Source organism: Streptomyces gilvus (assembly GCF_022513565.1).
GTDB classification, from domain to species: Bacteria; Actinomycetota; Actinomycetes; order Streptomycetales; family Streptomycetaceae; genus Streptomyces; species Streptomyces gilvus.
Window position 1 is genome coordinate 1 of record NZ_JAKWBE010000030.1, and the last position, 21740, is coordinate 21740.

Consider the following 21740-nt stretch of genomic DNA (forward strand, 5'->3'; position numbering starts at 1 on the left):
CTGAAGTTGACCATGAAGTTGGTGGTGGCCGGGACGGAAGGGGCCACCGTCCGCAGGACGTCGCGTTCGGCCCGGTACAGCGACAGCAGTTCGTCGGAGCAGAAGCGGCGCCAGTCCAGCAGGTGGGTGGGATTGGGGTCGGCGCCGGTCGCGCGGGGCGGCAGGATCTGGTCCCAGTCGTAGTACCACTGGGACCAGAAGGTGGTGCCCCAGGCGTGGTTGAGGGCGGTCAGGTCCTTGCCGTACTTCGCCTGCAGCCAGGTGCGGAAGGCCGCCGCGCTGGTGTCGCAGTAGCAGGTCGCGTTGTGGCAGCCGTACTCGTTGTGGACGTGCCACATGACGACCGCGGGGTGGTCGGCGTACCGCTCGGCCAGCGCCGCGGTGATCCGCACGGCCGCCTCGCGGTAGGCGGGGCTGCTCGGGCAGAAGGTCTGGCGGCTGCCGTACGACAGGGTGCGCCCATCGCGATCGACCGGCAGGGCCTCGGGATGCTGGACGAAGAACCAGGCGGGCGGGGCCGCCGTGGGAGTGGCCAGGTCGGCGGCGATGCCGTGGGCGTGCAGGAGATCGAGGATGCGGTCCATGCGGGAGAAGTCGTGAACACCCTCTGACGGCTCCAGCAGCGCCCAGGAGAAGATGCCGACGCTGACCATGTTCACGCCGGCCTCGCGCATCAGGCGTACGTCCTCGGCCCAGACCTCCTCGGGCCACTGCTCGGGGTTGTAGTCACCGCCGTAGGCGATGCCGGGCACCGCGAGCACGGGCGTGGCGGGGCGCTGGGGAGAGTGCGGAGCTGTCACGGGGGTCACTTTCGATTGTCGAGACCGTCGCACGACCATAATCAAACGAGATCCAACAAAAACATGATCGACGGATGTCTGGAAGCGTGAGCGCTGCTCGGGCCTGCTGTCAAGGTGGCGGGGTGAAGGTCGCGCAAGCCGGACTCGCCTCATCCGCTTGCCCCGCGTGGTGAGGAACACCCCTTGCGATGGCTCTGAACTGCAGATATGTACTGCCCGCATGTCGTTGCGGTCGGCGAGCCGAGCATCGCGCGAAACCGGGGGAGAGGTCGGAACTCTTGACGTCCCTCACTCCGCTGCGTAGACATGACCGCGCGATCTGACCGCGCGGCCATAGCCACTGACCTCGTTCGATCGCCCGAACGCCGTCATGTGCCAGAGCCGCAACCGGGAGCCGACACGCTCCCGCACACACCCGCCCCCATCCCCCCTGTGGAGCCGTACACGTCCCCTGCCCAGCGAGGCGCCAGACCCCGCTCCGCGCGTTCCCACCCCGTTCCCTCCGCGCCCGCGGCGGTGGAGGCGTTGCCGATGTTGAGCTTCAGGCCGCTGCGGACGTTCTGCAGCGTCCACGCGTCGCCGCTCTGGGACTGGAAGGTCCACAACTGGCAGTCGCACGCGGGGTTCTGCCATTGGTCGGCCGCCGTGCCGGCGGTGGTGGAGGCGGCGGGGATCTCCAGGTACTTGCCGGTGAGCCTGTTCACCGCCGTGAACCCGCTCAGCGCCTCCGCTGGCGCATCCCAGAAGTGGACCCTGACCAGCGCCGGCGGCGGCTAGTACAAGCTCGTCAACGCGGGCAGCGGCCTGGTCGCGGGCGTCGCCCAGTCCTCCACCGCCAACGGTGCGTCCGTCGTCCAGTGGAACGACGTCAGCGTCGACGACCAGCTGTGGAAGATCGTCCGGGTCAACTGAGCCGACGGGAGGCAGGGGACCAGCAGTCGGGCTCGCCGGTGATCCGGCGAGCCCGTTGTCATGCGGTGACCGGCGAATGTTCTGTGATCACTGCTTGTCGCGCGTGGCGAGCCGTTCGGCGATCTCGTGCCTGACCGTCTCGTTCAGCTCGTCCCACGTGAAGCCGAGTTCGCGCAGGATCCGCGCGGCGAGGCCTTCCTCCACCCGGATCAGGCCCAGCAGCGTGTGTTCCGTGCCGACCCAGTCGTGGCCGAGGGCGGCCGACGCGCGGTGGGCCTCCTCGATGGCCTTCTTGCTCTCCGGCCGGAACGCGATGTGACCCCGCGGCGCCTTCTTCCCGGCGGGCGGCAACGCTTCCCGGATCGCGTCGCGGATGCGCTGCTCCGACTCGGTCTTCGCCACCAGCACCTCGTACGCCAGGCCCCGCGGTTCGCCGAGCAGGCCGAGCAGCATGTGTTCGGTGCCGATGAAGTCGTGCTTGTGCGTTCGGGCGGCTTCCTGTGCCAGCACGATGCTGTGCCGGTTGAGGTTGGTGAACCGCTCGAAGGCGGAGGGCGTGTGGCGTTGCTGGGCGGCCTGTTTGGAGACTCCGATGGCGTCGCCGATCTCGGTCCAGGAGGCGCCGCACTGCTTGGCCTTGCTGACGTAGTGGTCGATGAGCTGGTCACCGAGGTCGGACAGCGTCTGGGCACGAAGGCGTGCCTCGCTGATGCGTGCCAGTTCGTTGGCTTCGGGAAGTTCCTCGTCTAGCCGGGCGATCAGGTCGGCCAGGCTGATGTCGAGTGGGCTCATGCGTCAATCTTAAGTTGACGATGACTCCTCGTCAACTTGTAATTGACGCTCGGATCGCGGTGTGTGCCGGATCGTCCCGGGTGGCGCAGCGGGAAGGCCAGCGCCACCTCCGGCAGCGTCACGCCATGCGCCTCGCAGACATCGGCCATGCGATGCGCCCGCTCGACCATCCCCTGTTCGGCGGGCGCGTAGTCGAAGGTGGCACCCTCGGCGGGCCGGGCGTCGCCAGCAGACCGGAGTTGAAGATCGACGCCGCGATGACCGAGGCACCCCGCTCCGTGCAGGCGGGCAGCAGGTCGTCGAGGGCGCCGTGGTCCGCTTACGCACCATCGAAGTCGATGCTCAACAGCCTCACGGCACAGTACGCCCGCCGACTCGCCGACACGCCCGTCATCGTGAACGCCTGCTGCCCGGGTTACGTGGCAAGCGACTTCACCGGCTTCAACGGACTCCGTACGCCCGAGCAGGGCGCCGCGATCGCCGTCCACCCCGCCACCGTGCCGGACGACGGACCGCGCGGCGGCTTCTTCGACGACGAGGGAGTCGTCCCCTGGTGAGTCAGAAGCGGGCGCTCGACGGGCAGTAGCACGGCCGGCGGCCTGCAGGGGCGGTGGACGCTGTTGCGGTCGTGATCGGTCATCGGCGACCTGTGCGGAATCCGTCCCTGTACGGCTGTGTCCGTTCCCGTGTCATGTCATGCATGGATGCCGGGAACCGCTTCGCGACCTGCGTGTACTCCGTAGGGTATGCCGCCGTGACGCCGTACGAGTACTCCTCCCTGACCCTCGGTCTCGTTGCCTTCGCCGCTGTGGTGTGGCAGCTTCGCATGCTGTCGCGCAGCACTGATCAAGATCACGACAGGCGTCGTAAGCAGGCGACCATGGAGTATCTGACGGCCAACATGGATCGACGGAAGGCGCTGTTCGACCAGGGAATACCTGCCGAGCGTGATCGCCGGGGCATTGCCGACCTGATCAACCTCTCGCTGTCAGGTGACGATCATGCGACGAAGCAGATCACGGCCTACCTCACGACCTACAACTTCCTTGCCGTGGGCGCGCAGGCGGACGCCTTTGACCAAGAAGTCATCCATGAGGCATGGGGCGGCTTCATCATCGCCGTATGGAACAACTACCGGCCCTGGATCGAGGCACAGCGGGAGAAGCACGGTGAGCCCAGCGTCTACGAGAACCTGGAGTGGCTGGCCGGCCACATGACGACACTCCGCTCGGCTCGATCAGCCATGAACGCCGGAAACCTGCCACGACAGGGACAACCAGTGTTGTAGCAGGGCGTCCTCGGCCGGCCGAGCGGACCAACTCAGGTCCGTGCCACGGCTGTCAGTGCCCTCGTCTAGGGTCGCCCGCATGACCGAGCCCTCCTTCCTCGCAGCCGTGCGTGAGTCCTACGACACGGTCGCCGTCGACTACGTCGAACGCGTACCGCTTCCCACCGAGTTGGACCCGTTGTCCCGTGCGATGCTGGCGGGGTTCGCCGAACTCGTACGGACGGCTGATCTCGGGCCGGTCGCGGACCTGGGGTGCGGTCCCGGCCGGGTGACGGCGCACCTGGCCGACCTGGGGGTGTCCGCCTTCGGTGTCGACCTGTCCCCGAAGATGATCGAGCTGGCCCGCCTCGCCTGTCCGAACCTGCGGTTCACCACGGGCTCGATGACCGCGCTGGAGCTGAAGGACGACGAGCTCGGCGGCATCCTGGCCTGGTACTCCACCCACCACACGCCCCCGCAGTGGCTTCCCGCGGTGTTCGCCGAGTTCCACCGCACGCTCGCGCCCGGCGGCCACCTGCTGTGGGGAGGCCACGTCGGCGACGAACGGCTGCAGCCGACGCAGGGCTACGGCCGTCCGGTGTCCTACGAGTCGTACCTCCTGCCGCTGGACCGCATCGTCGGCCTGATGAAGCAGGCCGGACTCGCCGTCACGGCGAGGCTGGAGCAGGAGCCCGGCGGCCGGGTGACGAGACCGCACGCCTGTCTGCTGGCCCGCAAACCCGCAAAGGGCTGAAGTGGCTTGCTCCGCACACTTTCCGCCTGTCCCTCCTGCACTACTCCTTCCTCGATCAGGGCCGTGACATCGGGAGCCCGGAGCGACTGGACGAGCCGGGGCGACAGGTCGTCGCCCCGGCATCATGCGCTGCGGGTCATTGCTCGTCGCGCAGACGGGTCGCCAGGGAGGCCAGGGGGCCGGTTTCCTCGGTGTGACCCTGGGCGGTCAGATGGGCGATGGCCGCGTCGAGGCGGGTGAGCGCGGGGGCGGGGCGTTCCAGGGAGAGGCCTTCCACGGCACCGGCCAGCCGGACGCATTCGGCCCACTCGCCGGCGTGGCCGTCCTGCTGTCCGGGCTCACCGAGCAGGGCGAGAGCCCTGTCCAGCGCGACCAGGGCGTCCTCGTACTCGCCGGCGTACGCGTTGACCCGGCCGTGTTCGTAGGCCAGTGCGCTGTCCAGGGAACGGCCGTGGGCCTCGTGCCCGGCGGTACGGGCCTCGTCCGCGACGCGCCCGGCGTCGGCGAGGAAGGCGAGGGCGTCGGCCAGGCCGTCGGGACCCTGTTGCTGGGCCGTGAGACGGGCGAGTTCACGCAGGCAGCTGCTCAGCTGCTCGTAGCGCGGCTCCTTGGCGTGGGCGGCCAGCGCCTGCTCCGCGGCCTCGCGGGCCCGGCCGAACTCACCGGATTCGCCCAGGAGCATGGCCGTCTCCGCGGCGATCATGGCATGGCTTCCCGGGTCGTCGTCCCAGCCGGCCGACTCGGCGGCGAGGGCGGCGAACTCCGCCGTGGCGGCTTTCAGGTCGCCGCCCGCGTGCAGCGCGCGGGCGCGGGTCAGGCGGAGCTGGGCGCCGAGCCGGTCGTCCATCTCGTCGGAGACGACGTCCGGTTCGGTGAGCAGGGAGTCCAGCAGCGCGATGGTGTCCTCGATGTGACCGAGGTCGAGGCTGAGCTGAGCGGCGTGGGTGTACGTGCGGAAGGCGTCCCTGCGGCTGCCGTGGCGCAGTCCGAGCTCCGCGGAACGCGTCAGGTGTCGCAGGGCCTCGTCGTGGCGGTGCAGGTGCATGCACGCCTCCGCCAGATCGGCGTGCAGCCGCACGGTCTCGGCCGCCCCGCCGGGCCATTCCGTGGACAGCCGGAGCGCCTCGGTCAGGTCCGCGTGGGCCGCCTGCGCGTCCCTGAGGCCCAGTTGGATCCGGCCGCGCAGTCCGAGCGTGCGGGGCAGGTGCCAGGCGGGGCCGTGTGTCCTGAGCCGCTCCAGGAGGGCGTCTATCTGGGTGACCGCCGCGGGCAGGTCGCCGGTGAGCGCGTGGGTGCTGGCACGCAGCAGGAGGGCGCCGGAGATCTGCCCGGCGATGTCGTGCCGGGTGGCATAGGTGTGCAGACGCTCCACTTCGGCGAGGAGCGGCGCCGCGTGGTCCTCGTTGTGCGAGGTCTGAAGGCGCAGGCCGAGCACGGTCGCCCGCAGCCGCAGCAGACGGGCTTCCTGGCGTGGCGAGAGGCCGGTCGTCTCTTCGTGGAGGCGGACCAGGGACTCGTGGGCGGCGTTCAGCGCGGCCGGCTTCTCCTCGTCCTCCTCGGCGTCCTGAAGGACGATCTCGGCGTCGGCGAACAGCGCGTCGGCGCGGGCGAGCACCGCGTGCGCCGGCTGCGCGGCCTCGTCGTACAGCTGCGCGGCCTCCTTGTGCAGGGCGGAGGCGCGCGCGTACCTGTCCTTCTCGCTCGCCGTGTGCGCTTCGTCGGCCAGCAGGTCCGCCCGCAGTCGCGCCAGCGGGCCGATGGCCTGATCCTCGGGGTGGACGTAGTCGGGGGCGGCGACCAGCGTGCGCAACCGCGTCCAGCACGCCTGTGCGCCGGGGTGCCCCTCCTCCCACAAGGCCCGTGCCCGCAGGATGAGTTCGGGCAGCGACTCGGGGACGGCTTGAGCGGCGGGGGCGGCGGGGGGAGTGACGGGGGACTGCGGGGCCACGTCGTCCAGGCTCCGGGTACGGAGGGTGAGTTCCAGCGCCTCGCGGAGCGGATCGCGTGCGAGTCGTGCTGTACGGCGGTCGCTGTGGGCGGTGGTGGCGTTGCGGGCGTCGAAGCGGGCGGCGAGTTCGTCGGCGCGGCCCCGGATCTCGGCGCGGAGGCCGGTCACCGTCCAGGCGCGGCCCGCGTATCCGGCGGCGGGCAGGTCGCCGTGGCCGAGGGCCTGGATCCGCCGCAGGAGGACTTCCGCGCCGGTGAGGAAGTCGAGCAGGTCCAGCGGGGAGTCGACCTCGTCGAACAGGTTACGGTTCTCGGCGAGCAGTTCCAGGCCACGAGCCTCGTTGCCGGTCAGCGCGCAGAACTCCAGGTGCCGGCCGACCTCCGGGGCCATGGAGGGGTTGCGGCGGCAGCGTCGGTAGCCGGCGAGGTGCAGCTCGCGGGCGCGGTCGGTGCGGCCGGTGCGCAGCAGCGGCAGCAGGGCGTACGAGACGGAACGGGCGGGCTCCTCCTGGCAGGACTCCTTCCCGGCCAGGACGGGCTCCCAGCCGCGCAGCGCCCGTTCGTCGTCGCCCGCCGTCAGGTGGTACAGGGCACGCTCGCAGATCTCGCAGGCCTCGCAGTCGCTGAGCCGGGTGCGGGTGCGCGCCGCCCACAGCTCGTAGGCGAGGTCGGTGTCCTCGCCCGTGTGGGCGGCGAGCTGATACGCCTGGCCGTAGTAGGGCTGCAGGTCCAGGCCGGCCTTCTCGTACCGGTCGCGCATCTCGTTCAGCCACTGGCGCAGACTGGCCAGCGGGATCTCGGGTATCGCCCGCAGGGCGTTGGCCACCCACTTGAACCGCCAGAACAGCATGTGCCGCAGCCGCTCGTCGAATACGTCGGGCTGCTCGTCGAAGAGAGTGAGCAGGCGGGCAAAGACGACGGGCGACTTGCGGGGTTCGGAGCCGTAGGTGTACGCCTCCTGCAGCTCCAGCAGTGCGTGGATCAGCGGGAGGGGCTCGGCGAACTGCTCCGCGGCGTCGACGAGTTCCTCGGCCGTGAGGGTACGGGTGCGGCCGTAGGGGCGCTGATCGTTCGCCTGGAGCGCCTCGTACAACTCGTCGGTGGTCTGGGGTGCGGTGGGCATCGTCAGCTGTCCTTGCGCAGGGCGTGGGCGAGAAGGTCGAGGAAGGAGCGGTTGATGAGGCTGGACTCGGCGGGCCGGAGCGGGCGCCGGGACAGCATCACGGCCTGCCCGTAGAGCGCTTCGGCGCTGGTGCGGGCGAGTTCGGGCTCGTCGATGGTGACGGCGGTACGGACCAGCGGGTTGAGCTGGTTGAGGATCAGCTGGGCCCGCGGCGCCTCCTGCCGCAGATGGCCGAGGATGTCGCCCCAGACGCCGCCCTGCTGCTCGCGGGCGAGCTGGGAGCGGGTGCGCTCGTGGCGGGCCTCACGGCTGTCGAGGAGCAGGGCGGGGGCGGAGGCCGGCTGGAAGGTGCGCAGCGCGACGTCGCAGTCGAACACGGCGAGTGCGTCGCGGGCCTGCGCGAGGTAGGCCGCGGCGGCCAGTTCCGTCTCCCGCTCGACGGGGTCGAGGTGGGCGGTCAGTGTCGCCGGGTCGAGGTCGGCGACCGTGACCTCGGGCCGGATCTCCGGCATACGGTGGACGAGTTCACGGTCGTAGGTGTAGCCGCCGTTGACGACGCCGAGGCCGGCGGCGGAGGCGATCGACGCGATCTGCCGGAACTCCTCCACGCTGGAGGTCACGAGCACCGTGCGGTGGGTGCGCGCGAACTCGTCCAGGGTGGCGTGCCCGTCGGTGGTCTCGAACGGCAGCCAGGGCAGCAGCATCCGCAGGATCTCGTCGTCGTGCACCGCCAACGACTTCACGGCCAGGTGGTGGGCCTGCAGGAAGCGGCCGAGCAGGTCCGGGTCGCTGGCGGCGACGCGCGCGATCCACGCGCGCAGCCGTTCGGCGAGCGCCTCGCGTACGGCGGCGAGGGTGTCGTCCTCGTACAGGGACTCGCGGGACGCCGTGGGGCGCAGGGCCTCGGCGTCGACGACGCAACGGACGAAGAACGCCCACTCGGGCAGGATCTCCTCGGCCTGCTCGGACAGCAGCATGCCCTTGACGTGCACGCGGTGGCCGTGGCGGCGCCCGGCCGGTACCGCCTCGGGCAGCACGCACGCGATGCCCTTCAGTCCCACGGCCGGGAGGTCCAGTTCGATGGTGTCCAGGGGCGTGAAGCCGAAGACGCTCTCGCCGTAGGCGGCCAGCGCGCGGGAGCGCGCCCCCGGCGTGGGGTGGGCACGGGCCCAGGGGGCGGGTTCGGGATTGACGGGAACTCCCTCGCCGCCGCCCTTGCCGTCGTCGAACGTCACGGGGTGACGCAGAAGAGACCCGAAGTGCCGTGCCAGCGCGTGGACTTCGGCCGGCCGGGTCCACTGCCCGGCGTCGGCGCGCGGCGTCAGCGTCACGGTGGTGCCGGGCCGCGGACGGGCGGAGGCCGGCAGCGTGCGGACGCTGTAGCTGCCGTCGCCGCGTCCCCGCCACTCCACGGCGGGCGCGTCGGGGGTGCGGGCGGAGCGGCTGAGGACGTGGATCTCGTCGGCGACCAGGAAGCAGGACAGCAGGCCGATGCCGAACTGGCCGATGAAGTCGGCCCGTTGCTCGGCGATGCGCTCCGCCCGCTTGCTGCTGCGGCCGATGGTGGCGAGGAAGGTGTGCACGTCGGCCTCGGTGAGTCCGACGCCGTCGTCCTCGACGCGCACCTCGGATCCGTCCGCGTACAGACGGATACCGAACGCGCCGGCGGGGGCGTTCGGTTCGACGCCGTGCCGGGCGGTCAGCGCGTCCACCGCGTTCTGCAGCAGTTCGCGCAGGTAGACGCGGGGGCTGGAGTAGAGGTGGTGCGAGAGGAGGTCGACGAGACCGCGCAGGTCCACCTGGAAGGTACGGTCGGCGGCGGCCGGGCTCAAGGGAGTGTCAGGCAAGGTCACAGGTCAGTCCGGGGTGAGGTGAGCGACGGTGGATGAGGGCGGGGTCAGGCGTTTCGCCGGGCGCGGGCGTACATCTTTTCCGGCTGCGCCATGTACTTCCAGGGCCACGGGGTGAAAGCGCCCTGCAGCTCGCGGAAGACCCGTGGCAACGCGATGCGCTCGGAGGCGAGCGACAGGGCCATGGCGAAGATGTTGAAGTCCTCCTGCCAGCCGGGGCGACGCTCGTAGGCGGGGTGCAGGATGGAGTGTTCCGCCGCTGCCAGCAGCTCGTCCTGGATGTCCGGGGTCGCCAGGCAGTTCTTGTCGTCCGACTCCACCCAGTCCTCGATGTGCGCCATGGCGATCACGCAGCCGAGGCGATGGCCCTCAGGGGCGCCGGCGAACGCCTCGCGGGCGAACGCCAGGGCCTGGCCCGGCTCTCCGCTCCAGCGCGGCTGCAGATACGACACCCACTCGACGTGGACTTCCAGATCCAGGGGATCGCGGCGCAGGGCGGCGTCGCGCCGCGTCTCGTTGACGGCCGCGCCCAGCGACATGCCGCGGCCCGAGGTGAGCAGACGGCGCCACGGCGTGATCCATTCCGGCCGCGACTCGGCTGCTTCCAGGAGCTGTTTCTCCGCGATGTGCAGCCGCTCGTGGAAGAGCCGCCACTGTTCCTGGGACACGTTCTTGGCGAGATCGGAGGTGCGTGCCTCCCAGCCCCAGACGATGTGACGCGCGCCGGAAATCAGCAGGGCCGTGGCCCTGTGTTCCTTGTCCTCGTCAACGGCCCTGCCGATCCAGTCCTGCACCCCGTCCACGTCGGCGAGTTCGCCGAGCACCTGGTGGTCCCGGCCGAGGTCGAAAGGCGCCAGAGCCGACTTGACCCGTTCCCAGTCGCCTGCCTGCGCGGCCTCCACCAGGGCCAGCACCCGCGCGTCCCCGAGCGCCTGCAGCTTGTACATCCCGCCGAGGCGTGGTGCCGGCAATGCGTGCGGATCCGCCTCCGGCCTCGCCCCGCCCCTGCCGAACAGCTTCCCCAACATGCCGCGCCTCCCCAGCTCCTGCTTGATCGTCGCTGCAGCATAGGCGGTGCCACCGACATCACTTCCACAGGGTTTTCACGGGTGCTTCGCGAGGCCGTGATGTCGTGGGGGGGGCGGCCGTGTTCACGGCGGTGACGGGCACCCGGACGGCTTCAGCGCGCCCCGCGATCCACCGCGTCCGTTCCTCACCGCGACCCCGCGGCCACCAGCGTCGCGGTGATGGGTTCGAGCGCGGTGATCAGTTCGTCGAGCTCGGTGGGGGAAAGGGCCTCGTAGGGCGGGGCGGCGAGTTCGTCGGTCAGGGCTTCGACGCGGTGCTTGGTCTCCCGGCCGGCGTCGGTGAACCGGTCCTCGTCGTCGACGAGCCCGCGTTCGCGCAAGCCTTCCATGACCGCGGCCAGCCGCTCCTTCGGCAGGTGGTGGACGCGCCCGAACGACGTCGGCGGGTGGATGCCCTGCTCCAGGGCGGAGAGGATGTGGGCCTCCGTGCCGCCGATGCGCGCGCCGACGAGGGCGGCGATGTGCCCGTCACCGCGGTGCTCGCGCAGCATGGTCGCCGAGTGCCACAGCCGGGCGACCGGGTCGCTGGGCACGGGCAGGGTGCGCATCCCGGCGTACATGACCCGGCCCTCGGTGGGGGCGCTCGTCGCGGCCTTGGTGGTCAGGTCGGCGGCGCGCACCAGGTCCGGGGAGCCGGCGCGTTCCTCGCCGAGGATGCGCCGCAGGGAGGCCGCGCTGCCCCGCTCCCGCGCGGCGACGGACGCCTCGGGCGGGATCGTCTCCCACGCGCTGGGGATGTGCCGGGCGGCCTCGCCCTCGGCGAAGTTGTAGAAGGCCGCGTGCACGACCTGGGCCGGCACCCGGCCCAGCGGCGCGGCCCGGCTGGCGAAGTAGCCGTCCCAGTAGGTGCGGTGGCCGAGTGCCGCCAGTTCCTCGTTGCACTCGTCGGCGAAGAAGGTGACCAGGCAGATCGGCTCCAGCAGCTCGAACATGCGACGGGCGATGTCAGCCGTCGGATACGGGTGCGCCTTGCTCATCGGGCTCTCCATTCGTCTCGTTGTGCCGGGATGGACCTTCCGGCACAACGAAACTCATCGGTGAGCGAAGCGGGGAACGTCAGAAGTCGAGCAGGTCCCTGGCCCGTACCGGACCGCCCGACTCGAAGGACCGGTTCGCGGCCAGCCCGGTCACCAGGGAGCGTGCCCCGTCGACGGCGTCGGCCGCCCGCCCGAGCGGGTCGGCCTGGCGCTCACCGAAGAGATCGGCGAGCATCCGGACGTCCCCGCCGCCGTGCCCCCCTTCACCGGTGTGGACCTTGATCTCACGCGGCGGTTCCCAGAAGCGCCGCAGCGTCAGTTCCGTGCGCCCGGCCGTGTCACCCACCGCGTCCCCGTGCAGTACGGCGGTGTCGCCCCGGACCTGCACCTCCGAGCGCGTCCAGGTGGACTCCTCGACGAGCAGCTCGAGGCGCCCCTCGCTGCCGTTGAAGGAGATGCGGTACCCCTCCCAGGGGGAGTACGCGGTGAGGTGGTAGGTCAGCGTGGCCCCCGACACGTAGCGCACCAGCACCGCCATGTCGTCCTCGATCGTCACCCCGGGCCCGAAGACGTTCTGGTCGCGCAGGTAGCCGTCCGCGGCCTCAGCGTCCAGGTACAGGGCGGTGAGCAGCGGCGAGTCCGCCAGGTGTACGGCGAAGGGGTCGTCCTGTGCCGAGGGGGCGCCGTGGGCCCGCGCGTAGTCCCGGGCCAGGCCCCGTCGCCGGCCCGCCTCGTCGCCGTAGAAGAAGAGCCCGCCCTGCGCGTACACGGTTTCCGGTTCGGTGCCCAGCCACCAGTTGACCAGGTCGAAGTGGTGGGTGGCCTTGTGCACCATGAGGCCGCCGGAGTTGGCCTTCTCGCGGTGCCAGCGCCGGAAGTAGTCGGCGCCGTGGCGCAGGTCGAGGAGCCATTCGAAGTGGACGGAGCCGATCTCGCCGATCCGGCCGCCCGCGATGGTCTCGCGGACGGCCGCGTGCACCGGGTTGTAGCGGTAGTTGAACGCGACCCGCACCTCGCGGCCGGTGCGCCGCTGAGCGTCGAGGATGCGGCGGGCGCGGTCTGCGTCCGTCGTCATGGGCTTCTCGGTGACGACGTCGCAGCCGGCCTCCAGGGCCCGCACGATGTAGTGGTCGTGGGTGCGGTCCACGCTGCACACGACGACGAGGTCGACGCGTTCGCGGCGCAGCATCTCGGTGAAGTCCTCGGCCGCGTAGGCGGGTACCGAGGCGCCGATCCACTCGTTGTGGACGGCCATGCGGTGCGGATTGACATCGCAGAAGCCGACCAGTTCGACGCGGTCCGCGTGGGGACCGGCGAGCGCCGCGGTGAAGAGCCGGGCGCGGGCGCCCAGTCCCACCACGGCGCAGCGGCGGCGTGCGGTGTCGGAAGGCATGGGGTCTCCATTCTGTTCGAGGACGGTTCGGGAGGGGGCAGCGGCAGGGGCCGCCAGGCGTCGACGGCCGTCGCGGCGAGGGCCGGCGGACCGAGGGCGACGAGCAGCAGGACGGGGGACATGGCCACCAGCGCGGCGGCCCCGACCACGTCCCCGCCAGCAGCACCGGCACGAGCGGTTGCCCGTGCATCGAGCGGAACGCCGAGACGCGGACCGTCCGCCAAGCCATCCCCTCCCGCCGGCCCGCCGCGCATCCCGGACCCATGGCTGCCACGAGCGCGCCGGCCACCGTCACGGGGAGGCCCAGGCCGCTCCCGCGCGCGTCGACGGCCACAGCGTCCAGCCACAGCGACATCAGTACCCCGGTGGGCACCAGACAGACGGCGGGTCCCGAGCGCAGCACTCGGCCCAGTGCGGCCGGCAGGGTGGCCGGGGTCTCGCCCGGACGGCATGACGGCGGCTCTGACGCCGTATCCGGAGCCGGCGCCGCTGCTAGGCGCTCGGCAGTCCGTAGACCCGGTCGTAGTGGTGAGCCACCAGGTGTCCGGTTCGGTCGCAGGCGATCTGCCAGCCGTTGACGCCGGTGTCCCGGCCGTCCGTGAAGGTCCACCGCAGGCGGCCGGCAGCCGCGTCGATGGCGAAGAAGCCGTTCTTGTTCTCGAGGGCGGCGACGTAGACGGCGTTCGGTCCGACGGTGACGGGATGGTCGCCGTCGAGTTGGGGCGTTTCGCAGAACCAGCGCCGTGAGCCGTTCGCCGCGTTGAAGGCGTAGACGCCGTGGGGGTCGTCACCGGTGACGTAGACGGTGTTGCCGCCCGCTCCGAGGGAGGTGAACAGGCCGTGCCCGGGCTTCGCACGCCAGCGGAGCCTGCCGGTACTCAGCTCCAGGGCGATGAGCTCGGAGCCGATGGCGAAGACTGTCTGGCCGAGTACGGCGAGACCCGGCCGGAGGTCGTAGCCGACCGGGTGCCGCCACCGCAGGGAGCCGGCGTCGTGGGTGCTGCGGACGGAGACGTTGCGCAGGCCGTCGGCGTAGACGAAGTAGTCGGAGACAACGACCGGTTGCAGAGGGATGCCGACGTCTTCTGGGCTGATCGGGATGACCTCGGCCTGCCGGGCGCGGAGGTCGACGGCGAAGACCGCGTCGGTGGACGTCGCGACGCCCTGTTCCGTCGACTGGCGCTCCAGGCGAGCGCCGAGCACGGAGAGGGCGAAGCCGTCGTAGGCGCCCAGCAGTTGGTCGAACTGGAAGTCCGTGCCGAAGTCGAGGGTGAACCGCTCGGACCCGCTGGTCGGATCGACGCCGATCACCGTGGCGCCCGTGCCGAGGGCGACGGCCGCCCCGTCGGCCAGCAGGACGGGAGTGGGCGAGAGGCTGATGCCCTGGTAGATCCACTTGGGGTGGGAGCCGTTGCCGAGGTCGAGACAGATCATGGCGCCCGGGCGGGCCTTGAGCAGGGCGGTGCCGTCGTTGAAGACCGCCGGGGTCTGCAGCAACGGGTCACCGGTGTAGACCCAGTTCGGCTCGGGCGCGGAGACCGGTGGGGACGCGGAGCGGGCGCGGGGCTTTCCTCGCACGGCGACGAGCGCGGTGGCACCTCCGGCCACCGCCAGGCCGGTGGCGGCGGCGAGCATCGAGCGCCGGGAGAGACCGGAGCGCGCGGGGGAGCGACGGTGCGCACGGGAAGGCGGGTCCTGCCGGGCCGGCTTCTCGCACGGGTCGGACTGCTCCGGTACCGTCGGGCCTTCGAAGTTCGCTTCGGCCCGGGGCATGACGGCGACTGGGGACTCTGCGCTGTCACCCGCTTCACCGCTCTGACCATCGGAGCCACCGGGGCAGGCGCCGTTCGCTCCGGTCGTGCTCCGGGCGATGTCGACGGCGTTGGGCGCGGTGGTCGGCGTCGGCACGAGATCCAGGACGGCGGCCTGATAACGAGCGACGGTCGCCGCCACCGGAGCGGGCAGCCAGTCCTCGGTCGGCAGTTGTTCGACACCGCCCGGAGCGCACGCCGCGGACAGTCGGTCGGGCGTGATGCGCAGGGCGGGATCCTTGGCCAGACAGAGCCCGATGATCTTCTCGAGCGGTTCGGGCACACCGGTCAGGTCGGGCCAGCCGTGGACCACCTGGTACAGCAGAGTCGCCGCCGCGGCGCCGCTGAACGGGGGACGCCCGCACGCGGCGAAGGCCAGCACCGAGCCGAGACAGAAGACGTCGCCCTCCGCTCCCATCGGATCTCCGGTCGCCTGCTCCGGGCACATGTACTCCAGGGAGCCGAACACACCGCCGGTGGCGGTGAGTTGATAGCCGTCACGGGCGCGGACGATGCCGAAGTCGATGACGCGTGGTCCGTCGGCGGCGAGCAGCACGTTCGAGGGTTTGAGGTCACGGTGCACCAGTCCCTGGGCGTGCACCGCGATGAGGGCCTCAGCCATGCCCGCACCGAGGGCGAGAACCGCCTCCACCGGCAGCGGCCCGTGTTCGGCGACCGCCTCGGCCAGGGTGGGGCCGGGGATGTACGTGGTGGCGAGCCACGGCGTTTCCGCGTCCGGAGCGGCGTCCACGACGGATGCGGTGTAGGTGCCGCCGACAGCCGCGGCGGCCGCCACCTCGCGGCGGAAGCGGATGCGGAAGTTCTTGTCCTCGGCCATCTCGGGGCGGATGACCTTGACCGCGACGCTGTGGCCGGCCGGGGAGGTGGCCAGATACACCCGACCCATTCCGCCTGCTCCGAGCCGGGCCACGAGGCGGTAGGGGCCCAGCTGTTCGGGATCTTCTGGGCGCAGTGGCTTCATACCCGCGGCTGCCTGTTCTCTCTGGTGGCAGACGGGAGTCCCGCCCGCTGGTGGGTGAGAGGCCCGGGAGGGGTCTGCCAAACACAGTAGAGGCTGGAGTGACGACTGAGGTTCATCTCGACAGCCGCTCTTCGCTACGCGGAAGTAGCTGACCAGCCCTTCTCCCCTTCTCCCAGGCGGGTTTGACGGGTCGTCATGTTGTTGCTGACACGTGTCTGTACTGCGGGAATGGTGCACGATACGCAACAGCGACGCTCTGTGATGCCTGTATACGGCAAAGACCTCCGATGTGTTGAAGCTCACCGCCGAATTCGGCTTGGGTTGGGCCAACCCTCGAAGGCCTGGGGTGGACCGGGCTCACCACCAAGAAGGTGAGTACAGCGAGTCCGCCCACTCCCCGATGAGCCGGGTGGCTCGGTCGGGGAGCTCTTCGTGCAGGTAGTGCCCGACACCGGGCCAGTGGTCCACACGGGAGCCGGGCGCATGCAGCGTGCTCCGCTCCCAGTCGGCCGCCTCCGCCGACGTCCACACCGTCAGGGCCGGCTGCGCGCGCCGCTCCAGGTAGGTCTCGCTGTGCGGGCGGACGCCGACAGCCTCCCGGTCCGTGTACATGCCGGCATACGCCTGGGCGATCACATGGTCCGGGGTGCCGAGCATGGTACGGATATGGGCGGTGCGCAGTCCGGGCGGGGCCTGCGGAGAGAAGGCACCGGCGACGAAGTCGGCCGCCGCCCGGGCTCCCTGCTCCCGGTATGCGGCCAACCGCCCTGGAATTCCGTCCACTTCGGCACCGTGCGCGCCGTGCGCCGGATCGAGCGCGATGACCGAGCGGACGAGACCGGGGCGACGTACCGCGAGCAGGTTGACCACCTGTCCGCCCATGGAGTGACCGACGGCCACCACCGGGCAGCAGCCGACCACCTCGAGCAGGGCGGCCAGGTCGTCCGCCATCTCCCGTGGGGTGTTGCCCTCGTCCGGTACGTCGGAGCGGCCGTGACCGCGCAGATCGGGCACGATCACCCGGAACCGGCCGGCCAGGGTCTCGGCGTGCGACGACCATTCCCGGCCGTCGCCTCCCCAGCCGTGGACCAGCAGGAGGGCGGGGGCGTGGCTGGGCCCCAGGCTCGTGCAGAACAGACGGAGGCGCCCGATGTCGATCACGCCCCGTCCTCCTTCCGATAGGTGGCGTAGGTCAGAGTGAGAACAGGAGGGTGCCGAAGCCCGGCTGCTCGCACCGATGGTCGCCCGGTGCCAGTTGCACCGGCCCGTACGGTCGTCAGCCTCGGTACAGCACCAGGGTGCTGAGCGGGCCGAGCCTCGGGCGGTGGCCCGCGCCGATGTTCTTGCCCGTGGCGAGGTCGCGGGCGGGCCCGAAGTCCTGGCGGGCGGGCAGCGTGAAGACCTTGTCGGTGCTGGTGTTCATGGCGATGAGGTAGTCGCCGTACTCGCACAGGTAGAAGGGCGCACGGCCCACCAGCAGGGTCTCGACGCCGTCGAAGTGGACGCCGAGGGTCGGATCGGGGACGTCGGCGGGGACGGGGGCGAGGTGGTAGACGTCGCCTTCGAGGGCCTGGTGGAGCGTGTCACCGGGCGGCGGGAAACCGCCGGGCGGGATGCCCGCGGCGCCGGGGTCGTTGATGGCGTAGTCCCACAGGATCCAGTCGCGCGCGGTGAAGGTGTCGTCGGTGAGGCCGCCCGAGCGCTCACGGATGGTGGCCGAGCGCTGGTCGACCGGGGTGACGTGGTGGATGCGGGCGTAGTTGTTGACGCCCTGGCGGGCGCGGAAGTAGAGGGAGGCGAAGAGGAGTTCCTCACCGTTCTTCACCGCCAGGCAGCCGTTCTCCTCGTCGGTGACGACGAAGTCGGGCTGGTCCCAGGCGGTCGGGATGCGGGCTGGCCGGGCGGGCAGGGACTGGAAGTCGTCCCAGTCGCGGGAGACGAACCGCAGGGCGTTGAGGCCCACGCGGGCCGAGGTGTTGGTGACCTGGAGATCGAGCTGGGGGTAGAGCTGGCCGTCGGCGATCATCTCCTGTGTCCAGCCGACGATGTCGGGGTCCTTGAACACGGCGGCGGACATGACGGGGTTGGAGTCCCAGGCGGTGCGTGAGGCGTAGGCGGTCTCGCCGGGGTAGACCTCGTTGCGCCAGCCGATGACGCTCTCCAGGCGGGAGATGCGGCAGTGGTCCTTGTCGACGTCGAGGACCCGGAAGCTGCCGCGCGCCTTGGTCATCCGCACCATCTGCTTGAGCAGTTCGGGCGCCTCCTGGCCCTGGTAGCCGCGGGTGACGGACTCGTACATCATCACGAGCCAGTCGATTACCTCGCCGTAGCTGCCGACGTAGCCGAGTTCGCGGGTCAGGCCCGCCCTCGTCACCTGGTAGTAGCTCTCGCCCAGCGGCTTGGTCGGATTGCCGTCGGCGTCCTCCGGGCCGAGGTAGGGCGTGAGGCCGATCGACTGGTACATGTACGAGCGGGCCTTGTCCTCCGGGAGGGCCAGCTCCGGTGCGAGGAGCTTCAGGCCGCGGTTGGCCTGGTAGATGCCGATGGCGCAGATCTGGGTCTGGTTGCTGTAGTGCGGGAAGTGCTGCCGCCAGTAGTCGCGGCTGGACTGGAGCATGTCGATGTACGCGTCGGTGCGCACCGGCGGCACGGGGGTGGTCGTGTCGGCGGGGGCGACGAGGGTGACGTCGTCGAACCAGGCCGTGCCGGGGCCGTTCAGGCGCAGGGTCATCTGCATCTGGGTCGCGCCGGCCGGGGTGTCGAAGACGAAGGAGACGAACTCCCAGTCGTGGGTGCCCTTGGCCGAGTACACCTTGTGGTCGGTGCCGACGAGCTTGCCGCTCGCGTCGTAGAACAGCGGGTCGATGTGGGCGCCGACGCCGGTGATGCCGTCGGTCTTGATCCAGGCGCCGTAGGTGTACGTGCCGGTGCCGATCTTCGTCTTGGCGGCCGGGTAGATGTAGACCTTGCCGTCGGCCGCGGTGGCCTTGAGCCTCAGGGACGCCGAGCCGCTGCGGGAGACGGTGGTGTCGCGGACCCAGGTGGCGTCGCTGCTGATGCCGAAGCTCGGTGCCGTCCAGCCCTGCGGGGTGTCGCCGCCGGACTCGAAGCCGGGGTTGGCAATGGCGTACGGCGAGCCGGTGACCTGCTCGCCGAGGCGGTCGCCGAGGTTCTCCCACAGCAGGGCCAGCGCGAGGCCGACCCGGCCGAAGCCTTGCCACTGCTGGTCCGAGCCGGTGAGGACGGTCGAGTCGGACTTCCAGGCCATGTAGCGGCCGTCGATCGCCTGCAGGACCCGGTCCAGCGCCGCCGGGTTCTGGTACGCGGGGCTGCCGGACCACAGGTACCCCTCGGCCAGCGACTGCATCGCCCAGTGGTCCATGGAGGCCGGATTGGCGGTGGTGAGGAGGCTGGTCTGGTCCTTCTGCACGCGTGCCTTGACGGTGTCCATGACCTCCTCACCCCCGGTGCGGGTGGTCGCGGTGGGCGCGGGGCCCTGGACCTCGCCCTTGGGCGGCTCGAAATAGGGGTCGGTGTGGGTGTAGAGGCGGTAGATGCCGCGCGAGGGCGTGGTCATCGTGCGGTAGAGCTGGGCCGAGTTCTGGCCGTAGGACCAGATGCGGCCCATCGCCCGGATCTCCAGGGTCACCTTGTCCTTGCCGGCGGTCATCTTCTCCGGCAGCGGCAGGGTGTGGAAGAAGAAGCGGCCCGGGGTGCGCGGCGCGGTGTCGAGGATGTCGAGGCTGTCGACGGCGCCCTGGTCCTCGTAGCCGACCTGCTTGCCCTCGCAGAAGAGCTGCAGCCGCCACATGTCGGTGCCCGACGCGGCTTCCGCGGAGGTGCTGTCGTAGTCGTCGCCCCACAGCCGGACCGTGACGTAGGTGGTGCCGGTGGGGCTGACGGCGACGTCGAAGGTGAGCGTGCCGCCCCAGTAGGAGGCGGGGCTGGTCGGGTTGAGGACACGGGCGGACTGGCCGAGGCCGCCGGTGACGGTGTCGGAGAGGGTGGCGGTGAGGCCGTGTGCGGTCTCGGAGTCCGTGTCGCCGAACACGACGACGTCGAGCGGAGCGCGGTCGCGCGCGGGGGAGTCCGCTGCGGCGGCGAGGGCGGGTGCGGCGGTCGGCAGTCCGATCGCGGCCGCGACGACACCGGTCGCCCCGGCGTACTTCAACACATCGCGTCTTCTGGGTGCGTTGGGCACGGTGATCCTTTACTTGAGGCTGCCCATGAGGATTCCGCTGCGCCAGTACTTCTGGAGGGCGAACATGAAGACCGCCAACGGAATGATCGACAGCAGCGATCCGGAGAGGACGAGGGTGTTCATGTCGTTGGAGGTCTGCGCCTGTTGGACCCAGGAGAAGAGGCCCAGGGTCACGGGGAAGGAGCGCTCACCGTTGAGCATGAAGAGGGGGAGGAAGAAGTTGTTCCAGATGTTGACGAAGTCGAGCATGAAGATCGTGATGCCGCCGGTGCGCATCAGGGTGAGCGCGATGGAGAAGAAGATCCGCGTCTCGCTCGCGCCGTCGATGCGGGCCGCCTCCATCAGCTCGGTGGGCACCGAACTGTCGGCGTAGACCTTTCCGAGGTACACGCCGAAGGGGTTGATGAAGTACGGGATCAGCACCGCCCACACGGTGTTGGTCAGATGGATGTCCGCGAAGACGAGGTAGAGGGGGAAGGCGAGCAGGGTGCTGGGCAGCAGGGAGGCCCCGACGATGACGCCGAACAGGGCGCCTCGGCCCCGGAATCCGAACTTCGACAGCCCGTAGCCGGCGGCGAGGGAGAGCAGCGTCGAACCGGCGGCTCCGACGGTGGAGTAGAGCACGGAGTTGAGGATCCAGCGGCCGAAGACGCCGTCGTGGTAGTCCCAGATCGCGCGGAAGTTGTCGGCGAGGTGGTTGGCGGAGAACCACAGGCCGAAGGTGGAGTACAGGTCGGACTGGTTCTTGGTCGAGGCGACCAGCAGGAACCAGGTGGGTGCCAGCGAGTACAGCAGGAAGACGATCAGCAGGCCCGTGGTGAGGGCCACCGCACGTCGGCTGGGGCGCACACCGCCTCCGGTGGTGATGGCGCTCATGACATCTGCCTGTTCGTGACGCGGTAGAAGACGAAGGCGAGGATGCCGGTGACGGCGGCGAGGACGAGGGACTCCGCGGCGGCGTACTGGTAGTCGCCGGTCTTGAAGGCCCGGTCGAAGATCTCCAGCATCGGGGTGAAGTCGGTGCTGATGGACTCCGGCGCCACATATCTGAGGAACAGCGGCTCGGTGAACAGCTGGAGCCGCCCGATCAGGGAGAACATGCCGGTCAGGACGAGGATCCCGGTGATGTTCGGCACCTTCACGGACCAGGCGATCCGCCACTCCTTCGCGCCGTCGAGCCGGGCGGCCTCGTACAGTTCGCGGGGCAGCGCCTGCAGCGAGGCGGAGATCAGGATCATGTTGAAGCCGATGCCCTGCCAGGTGAGCAGGTTGCCCAGCGAGAGATAGGTGTTCAGGCCGCCGAAGAACGTGACAGTGGTGCCCATCTTGTCGCCGATGTCGACGATCGGGCTCGCGGTCGGGCTGTAGAGGAACAGCCAGATCAGGGTCGAGACGACGCCGGGGATGACGTACGGGATGAGCAGTCCGGCGCGGAAGAAGCGGACCGCGCGGGCGGCGACGCCGTCGAGGAGCAGGGCCAGGAGCAGCGAGATGCCGAGCATCACGGTGATCTGGGCGGCCCCGAAGAGCAGGGTGCGCAGCATGCCGGCCCAGAAGGTGCCGTCCGCGAGGATCGCCGAGAAGTTGGCGAAGCCGACGTAGACGATCCTCGTGGGGCCGAAGCCGATACCGCTGCTCTTCTTCGCGTGCAGGCTCTGGCTGAAGGCGTAGCCGATGGGGACGACGTAGGTGAGGACGAAGCCGATCAGGAAGGGCAGAAGGAACAGCAGGCCCTTGTAGGCTCCGCGCTGCCCGGTCCGGCGGGGGGAGGTCCGCCGGACCGGGGAGTCGGTGGTGACCTGGGGCGGTCGGGTGAGGGTGGACAAGGCAGTCTCCCGGTCAG

Annotated in this window: 16 protein-coding genes and 1 pseudogene; 4 read left to right on the plus strand and 13 right to left on the minus strand. The window is 70.4% G+C overall.

The features are described 5' to 3' along the window. Both MKW14_RS32950 and MKW14_RS32955 read right to left on the minus strand, forming a co-directional pair. A partial coding sequence (locus MKW14_RS32950; RefSeq protein ID WP_374116626.1) for a beta-galactosidase occupies positions 1–839 on the minus strand: 839 nt, incomplete at its 3' end. A gap of 329 nt (positions 840–1168) precedes the next feature. After that, positions 1169–1504 (minus strand): RICIN domain-containing protein, encoded by a 336-nt coding sequence (locus tag MKW14_RS32955; RefSeq protein WP_240869029.1) that lies wholly within the window; start codon positions 1502–1504, stop codon positions 1169–1171. A gap of 100 nt (positions 1505–1604) precedes the next feature. Here MKW14_RS32955 and MKW14_RS41385 point away from each other — a divergent pair, with 100 nt between their 5' ends. Beyond that, complete coding sequence (locus tag MKW14_RS41385; protein ID WP_308314665.1) at positions 1605–1712, plus strand: ricin-type beta-trefoil lectin domain protein; 108 nt, start codon at positions 1605–1607, stop codon at positions 1710–1712. Between the two features lie 87 nt (positions 1713–1799). Here the strand turns inward: MKW14_RS41385 and MKW14_RS32965 are convergent, their stop codons facing one another. Further along, positions 1800–2504, minus strand: a complete 705-nt coding sequence (locus tag MKW14_RS32965; RefSeq protein ID WP_240869032.1) for a Clp protease N-terminal domain-containing protein — start codon at positions 2502–2504, stop codon at positions 1800–1802. A gap of 314 nt (positions 2505–2818) precedes the next feature. Here MKW14_RS32965 and MKW14_RS32970 point away from each other — a divergent pair. From MKW14_RS32970 to MKW14_RS32980, 3 genes and pseudogenes are all read left to right on the plus strand, one after another. After that, positions 2819–3061: pseudogene (locus MKW14_RS32970) on the plus strand (SDR family NAD(P)-dependent oxidoreductase); the annotation flags it as partial. A gap of 143 nt (positions 3062–3204) precedes the next feature. Next, positions 3205–3792: a DUF4760 domain-containing protein gene (locus tag MKW14_RS32975; RefSeq protein WP_240869035.1), complete on the plus strand. Its 588-nt coding sequence runs from the start codon at positions 3205–3207 to the stop codon at positions 3790–3792. 79 nt (positions 3793–3871) lie between these two features. Then, positions 3872–4525, plus strand: coding sequence for a class I SAM-dependent methyltransferase (locus MKW14_RS32980; RefSeq protein WP_240869037.1), 654 nt, complete (start codon positions 3872–3874; stop codon positions 4523–4525). A gap of 136 nt (positions 4526–4661) precedes the next feature. On the opposite strand, the gene MKW14_RS32985 is transcribed toward MKW14_RS32980, so the two are convergent. The 10 genes from MKW14_RS32985 to MKW14_RS33030 form a co-directional block, all read right to left on the minus strand. Further along, a complete protein-coding gene (locus MKW14_RS32985) occupies positions 4662–7595 on the minus strand; it encodes a hypothetical protein (protein WP_240869038.1) in 2934 nt (977 codons plus the stop codon). Between the two features lie 2 nt (positions 7596–7597). Then, positions 7598–9448 (minus strand): HSP90 family protein, encoded by a 1851-nt coding sequence (locus MKW14_RS32990; RefSeq protein ID WP_240869040.1) that lies wholly within the window; start codon positions 9446–9448, stop codon positions 7598–7600. A 44-nt stretch (positions 9449–9492) separates the two neighbouring features. Further along, positions 9493–10473, minus strand: coding sequence for a hypothetical protein (locus MKW14_RS32995; protein ID WP_240869043.1), 981 nt, complete (start codon positions 10471–10473; stop codon positions 9493–9495). A 185-nt stretch (positions 10474–10658) separates the two neighbouring features. After that, on the minus strand, positions 10659–11510 hold the full coding sequence (locus MKW14_RS33000; protein WP_240869046.1) for an SCO6745 family protein: 852 nt from the start codon (positions 11508–11510) through the stop codon (positions 10659–10661). Positions 11511–11589: 79 nt separating this feature from the next. Further along, positions 11590–12903 carry a Gfo/Idh/MocA family oxidoreductase gene (locus MKW14_RS33005; protein WP_240869048.1) on the minus strand — a complete coding sequence of 438 codons (1314 nt, stop codon included), beginning with the start codon at positions 12901–12903 and terminating at the stop codon, positions 11590–11592. A gap of 492 nt (positions 12904–13395) precedes the next feature. Beyond that, positions 13396–15696 carry a serine/threonine-protein kinase gene (locus tag MKW14_RS33010; RefSeq protein WP_240869050.1) on the minus strand — a complete coding sequence of 767 codons (2301 nt, stop codon included), beginning with the start codon at positions 15694–15696 and terminating at the stop codon, positions 13396–13398. Positions 15697–16053: 357 nt separating this feature from the next. Then, the gene (locus MKW14_RS33015) at positions 16054–16857 is read right to left on the minus strand and encodes an alpha/beta fold hydrolase (RefSeq protein ID WP_240869053.1); all 804 of its coding nucleotides are present in this window, start codon (positions 16855–16857) and stop codon (positions 16054–16056) included. Between the two features lie 115 nt (positions 16858–16972). Then, entirely contained in the window at positions 16973–19897 is a 2925-nt protein-coding gene (locus MKW14_RS33020; RefSeq protein WP_240869054.1) for a Tat pathway signal sequence domain protein, read from the minus strand. 9 nt (positions 19898–19906) lie between these two features. Continuing rightward, the gene (locus tag MKW14_RS33025) at positions 19907–20773 is read right to left on the minus strand and encodes a carbohydrate ABC transporter permease (RefSeq protein WP_240869059.1); all 867 of its coding nucleotides are present in this window, start codon (positions 20771–20773) and stop codon (positions 19907–19909) included. Then, entirely contained in the window at positions 20770–21723 is a 954-nt protein-coding gene (locus MKW14_RS33030; RefSeq protein ID WP_240869062.1) for a carbohydrate ABC transporter permease, read from the minus strand. The genes MKW14_RS33025 and MKW14_RS33030 overlap by 4 nt, the downstream gene beginning before the upstream one ends. Positions 21724–21740 lie beyond the last annotated feature (17 nt).

Coding starts and splice junctions, on each gene's coding strand:
- MKW14_RS33000 (WP_240869046.1), bottom strand. CDS start 11,510: ATGAGCAAGGCGCACCCGTATCCGACGGCTGACATCGCCCGTCGCATG.
- MKW14_RS32995 (WP_240869043.1), bottom strand. CDS start 10,473: ATGTTGGGGAAGCTGTTCGGCAGGGGCGGGGCGAGGCCGGAGGCGGAT.
- MKW14_RS33025 (WP_240869059.1), bottom strand. CDS start 20,773: ATGAGCGCCATCACCACCGGAGGCGGTGTGCGCCCCAGCCGACGTGCG.
- MKW14_RS32985 (WP_240869038.1), bottom strand. CDS start 7,595: ATGCCCACCGCACCCCAGACCACCGACGAGTTGTACGAGGCGCTCCAG.
- MKW14_RS32980 (WP_240869037.1), top strand. CDS start 3,872: ATGACCGAGCCCTCCTTCCTCGCAGCCGTGCGTGAGTCCTACGACACG.
- MKW14_RS32965 (WP_240869032.1), bottom strand. CDS start 2,504: ATGAGCCCACTCGACATCAGCCTGGCCGACCTGATCGCCCGGCTAGAC.
- MKW14_RS33010 (WP_240869050.1), bottom strand. CDS start 15,696: ATGAAGCCACTGCGCCCAGAAGATCCCGAACAGCTGGGCCCCTACCGC.
- MKW14_RS33005 (WP_240869048.1), bottom strand. CDS start 12,903: ATGCCTTCCGACACCGCACGCCGCCGCTGCGCCGTGGTGGGACTGGGC.
- MKW14_RS32975 (WP_240869035.1), top strand. CDS start 3,205: ATGGATGCCGGGAACCGCTTCGCGACCTGCGTGTACTCCGTAGGGTAT.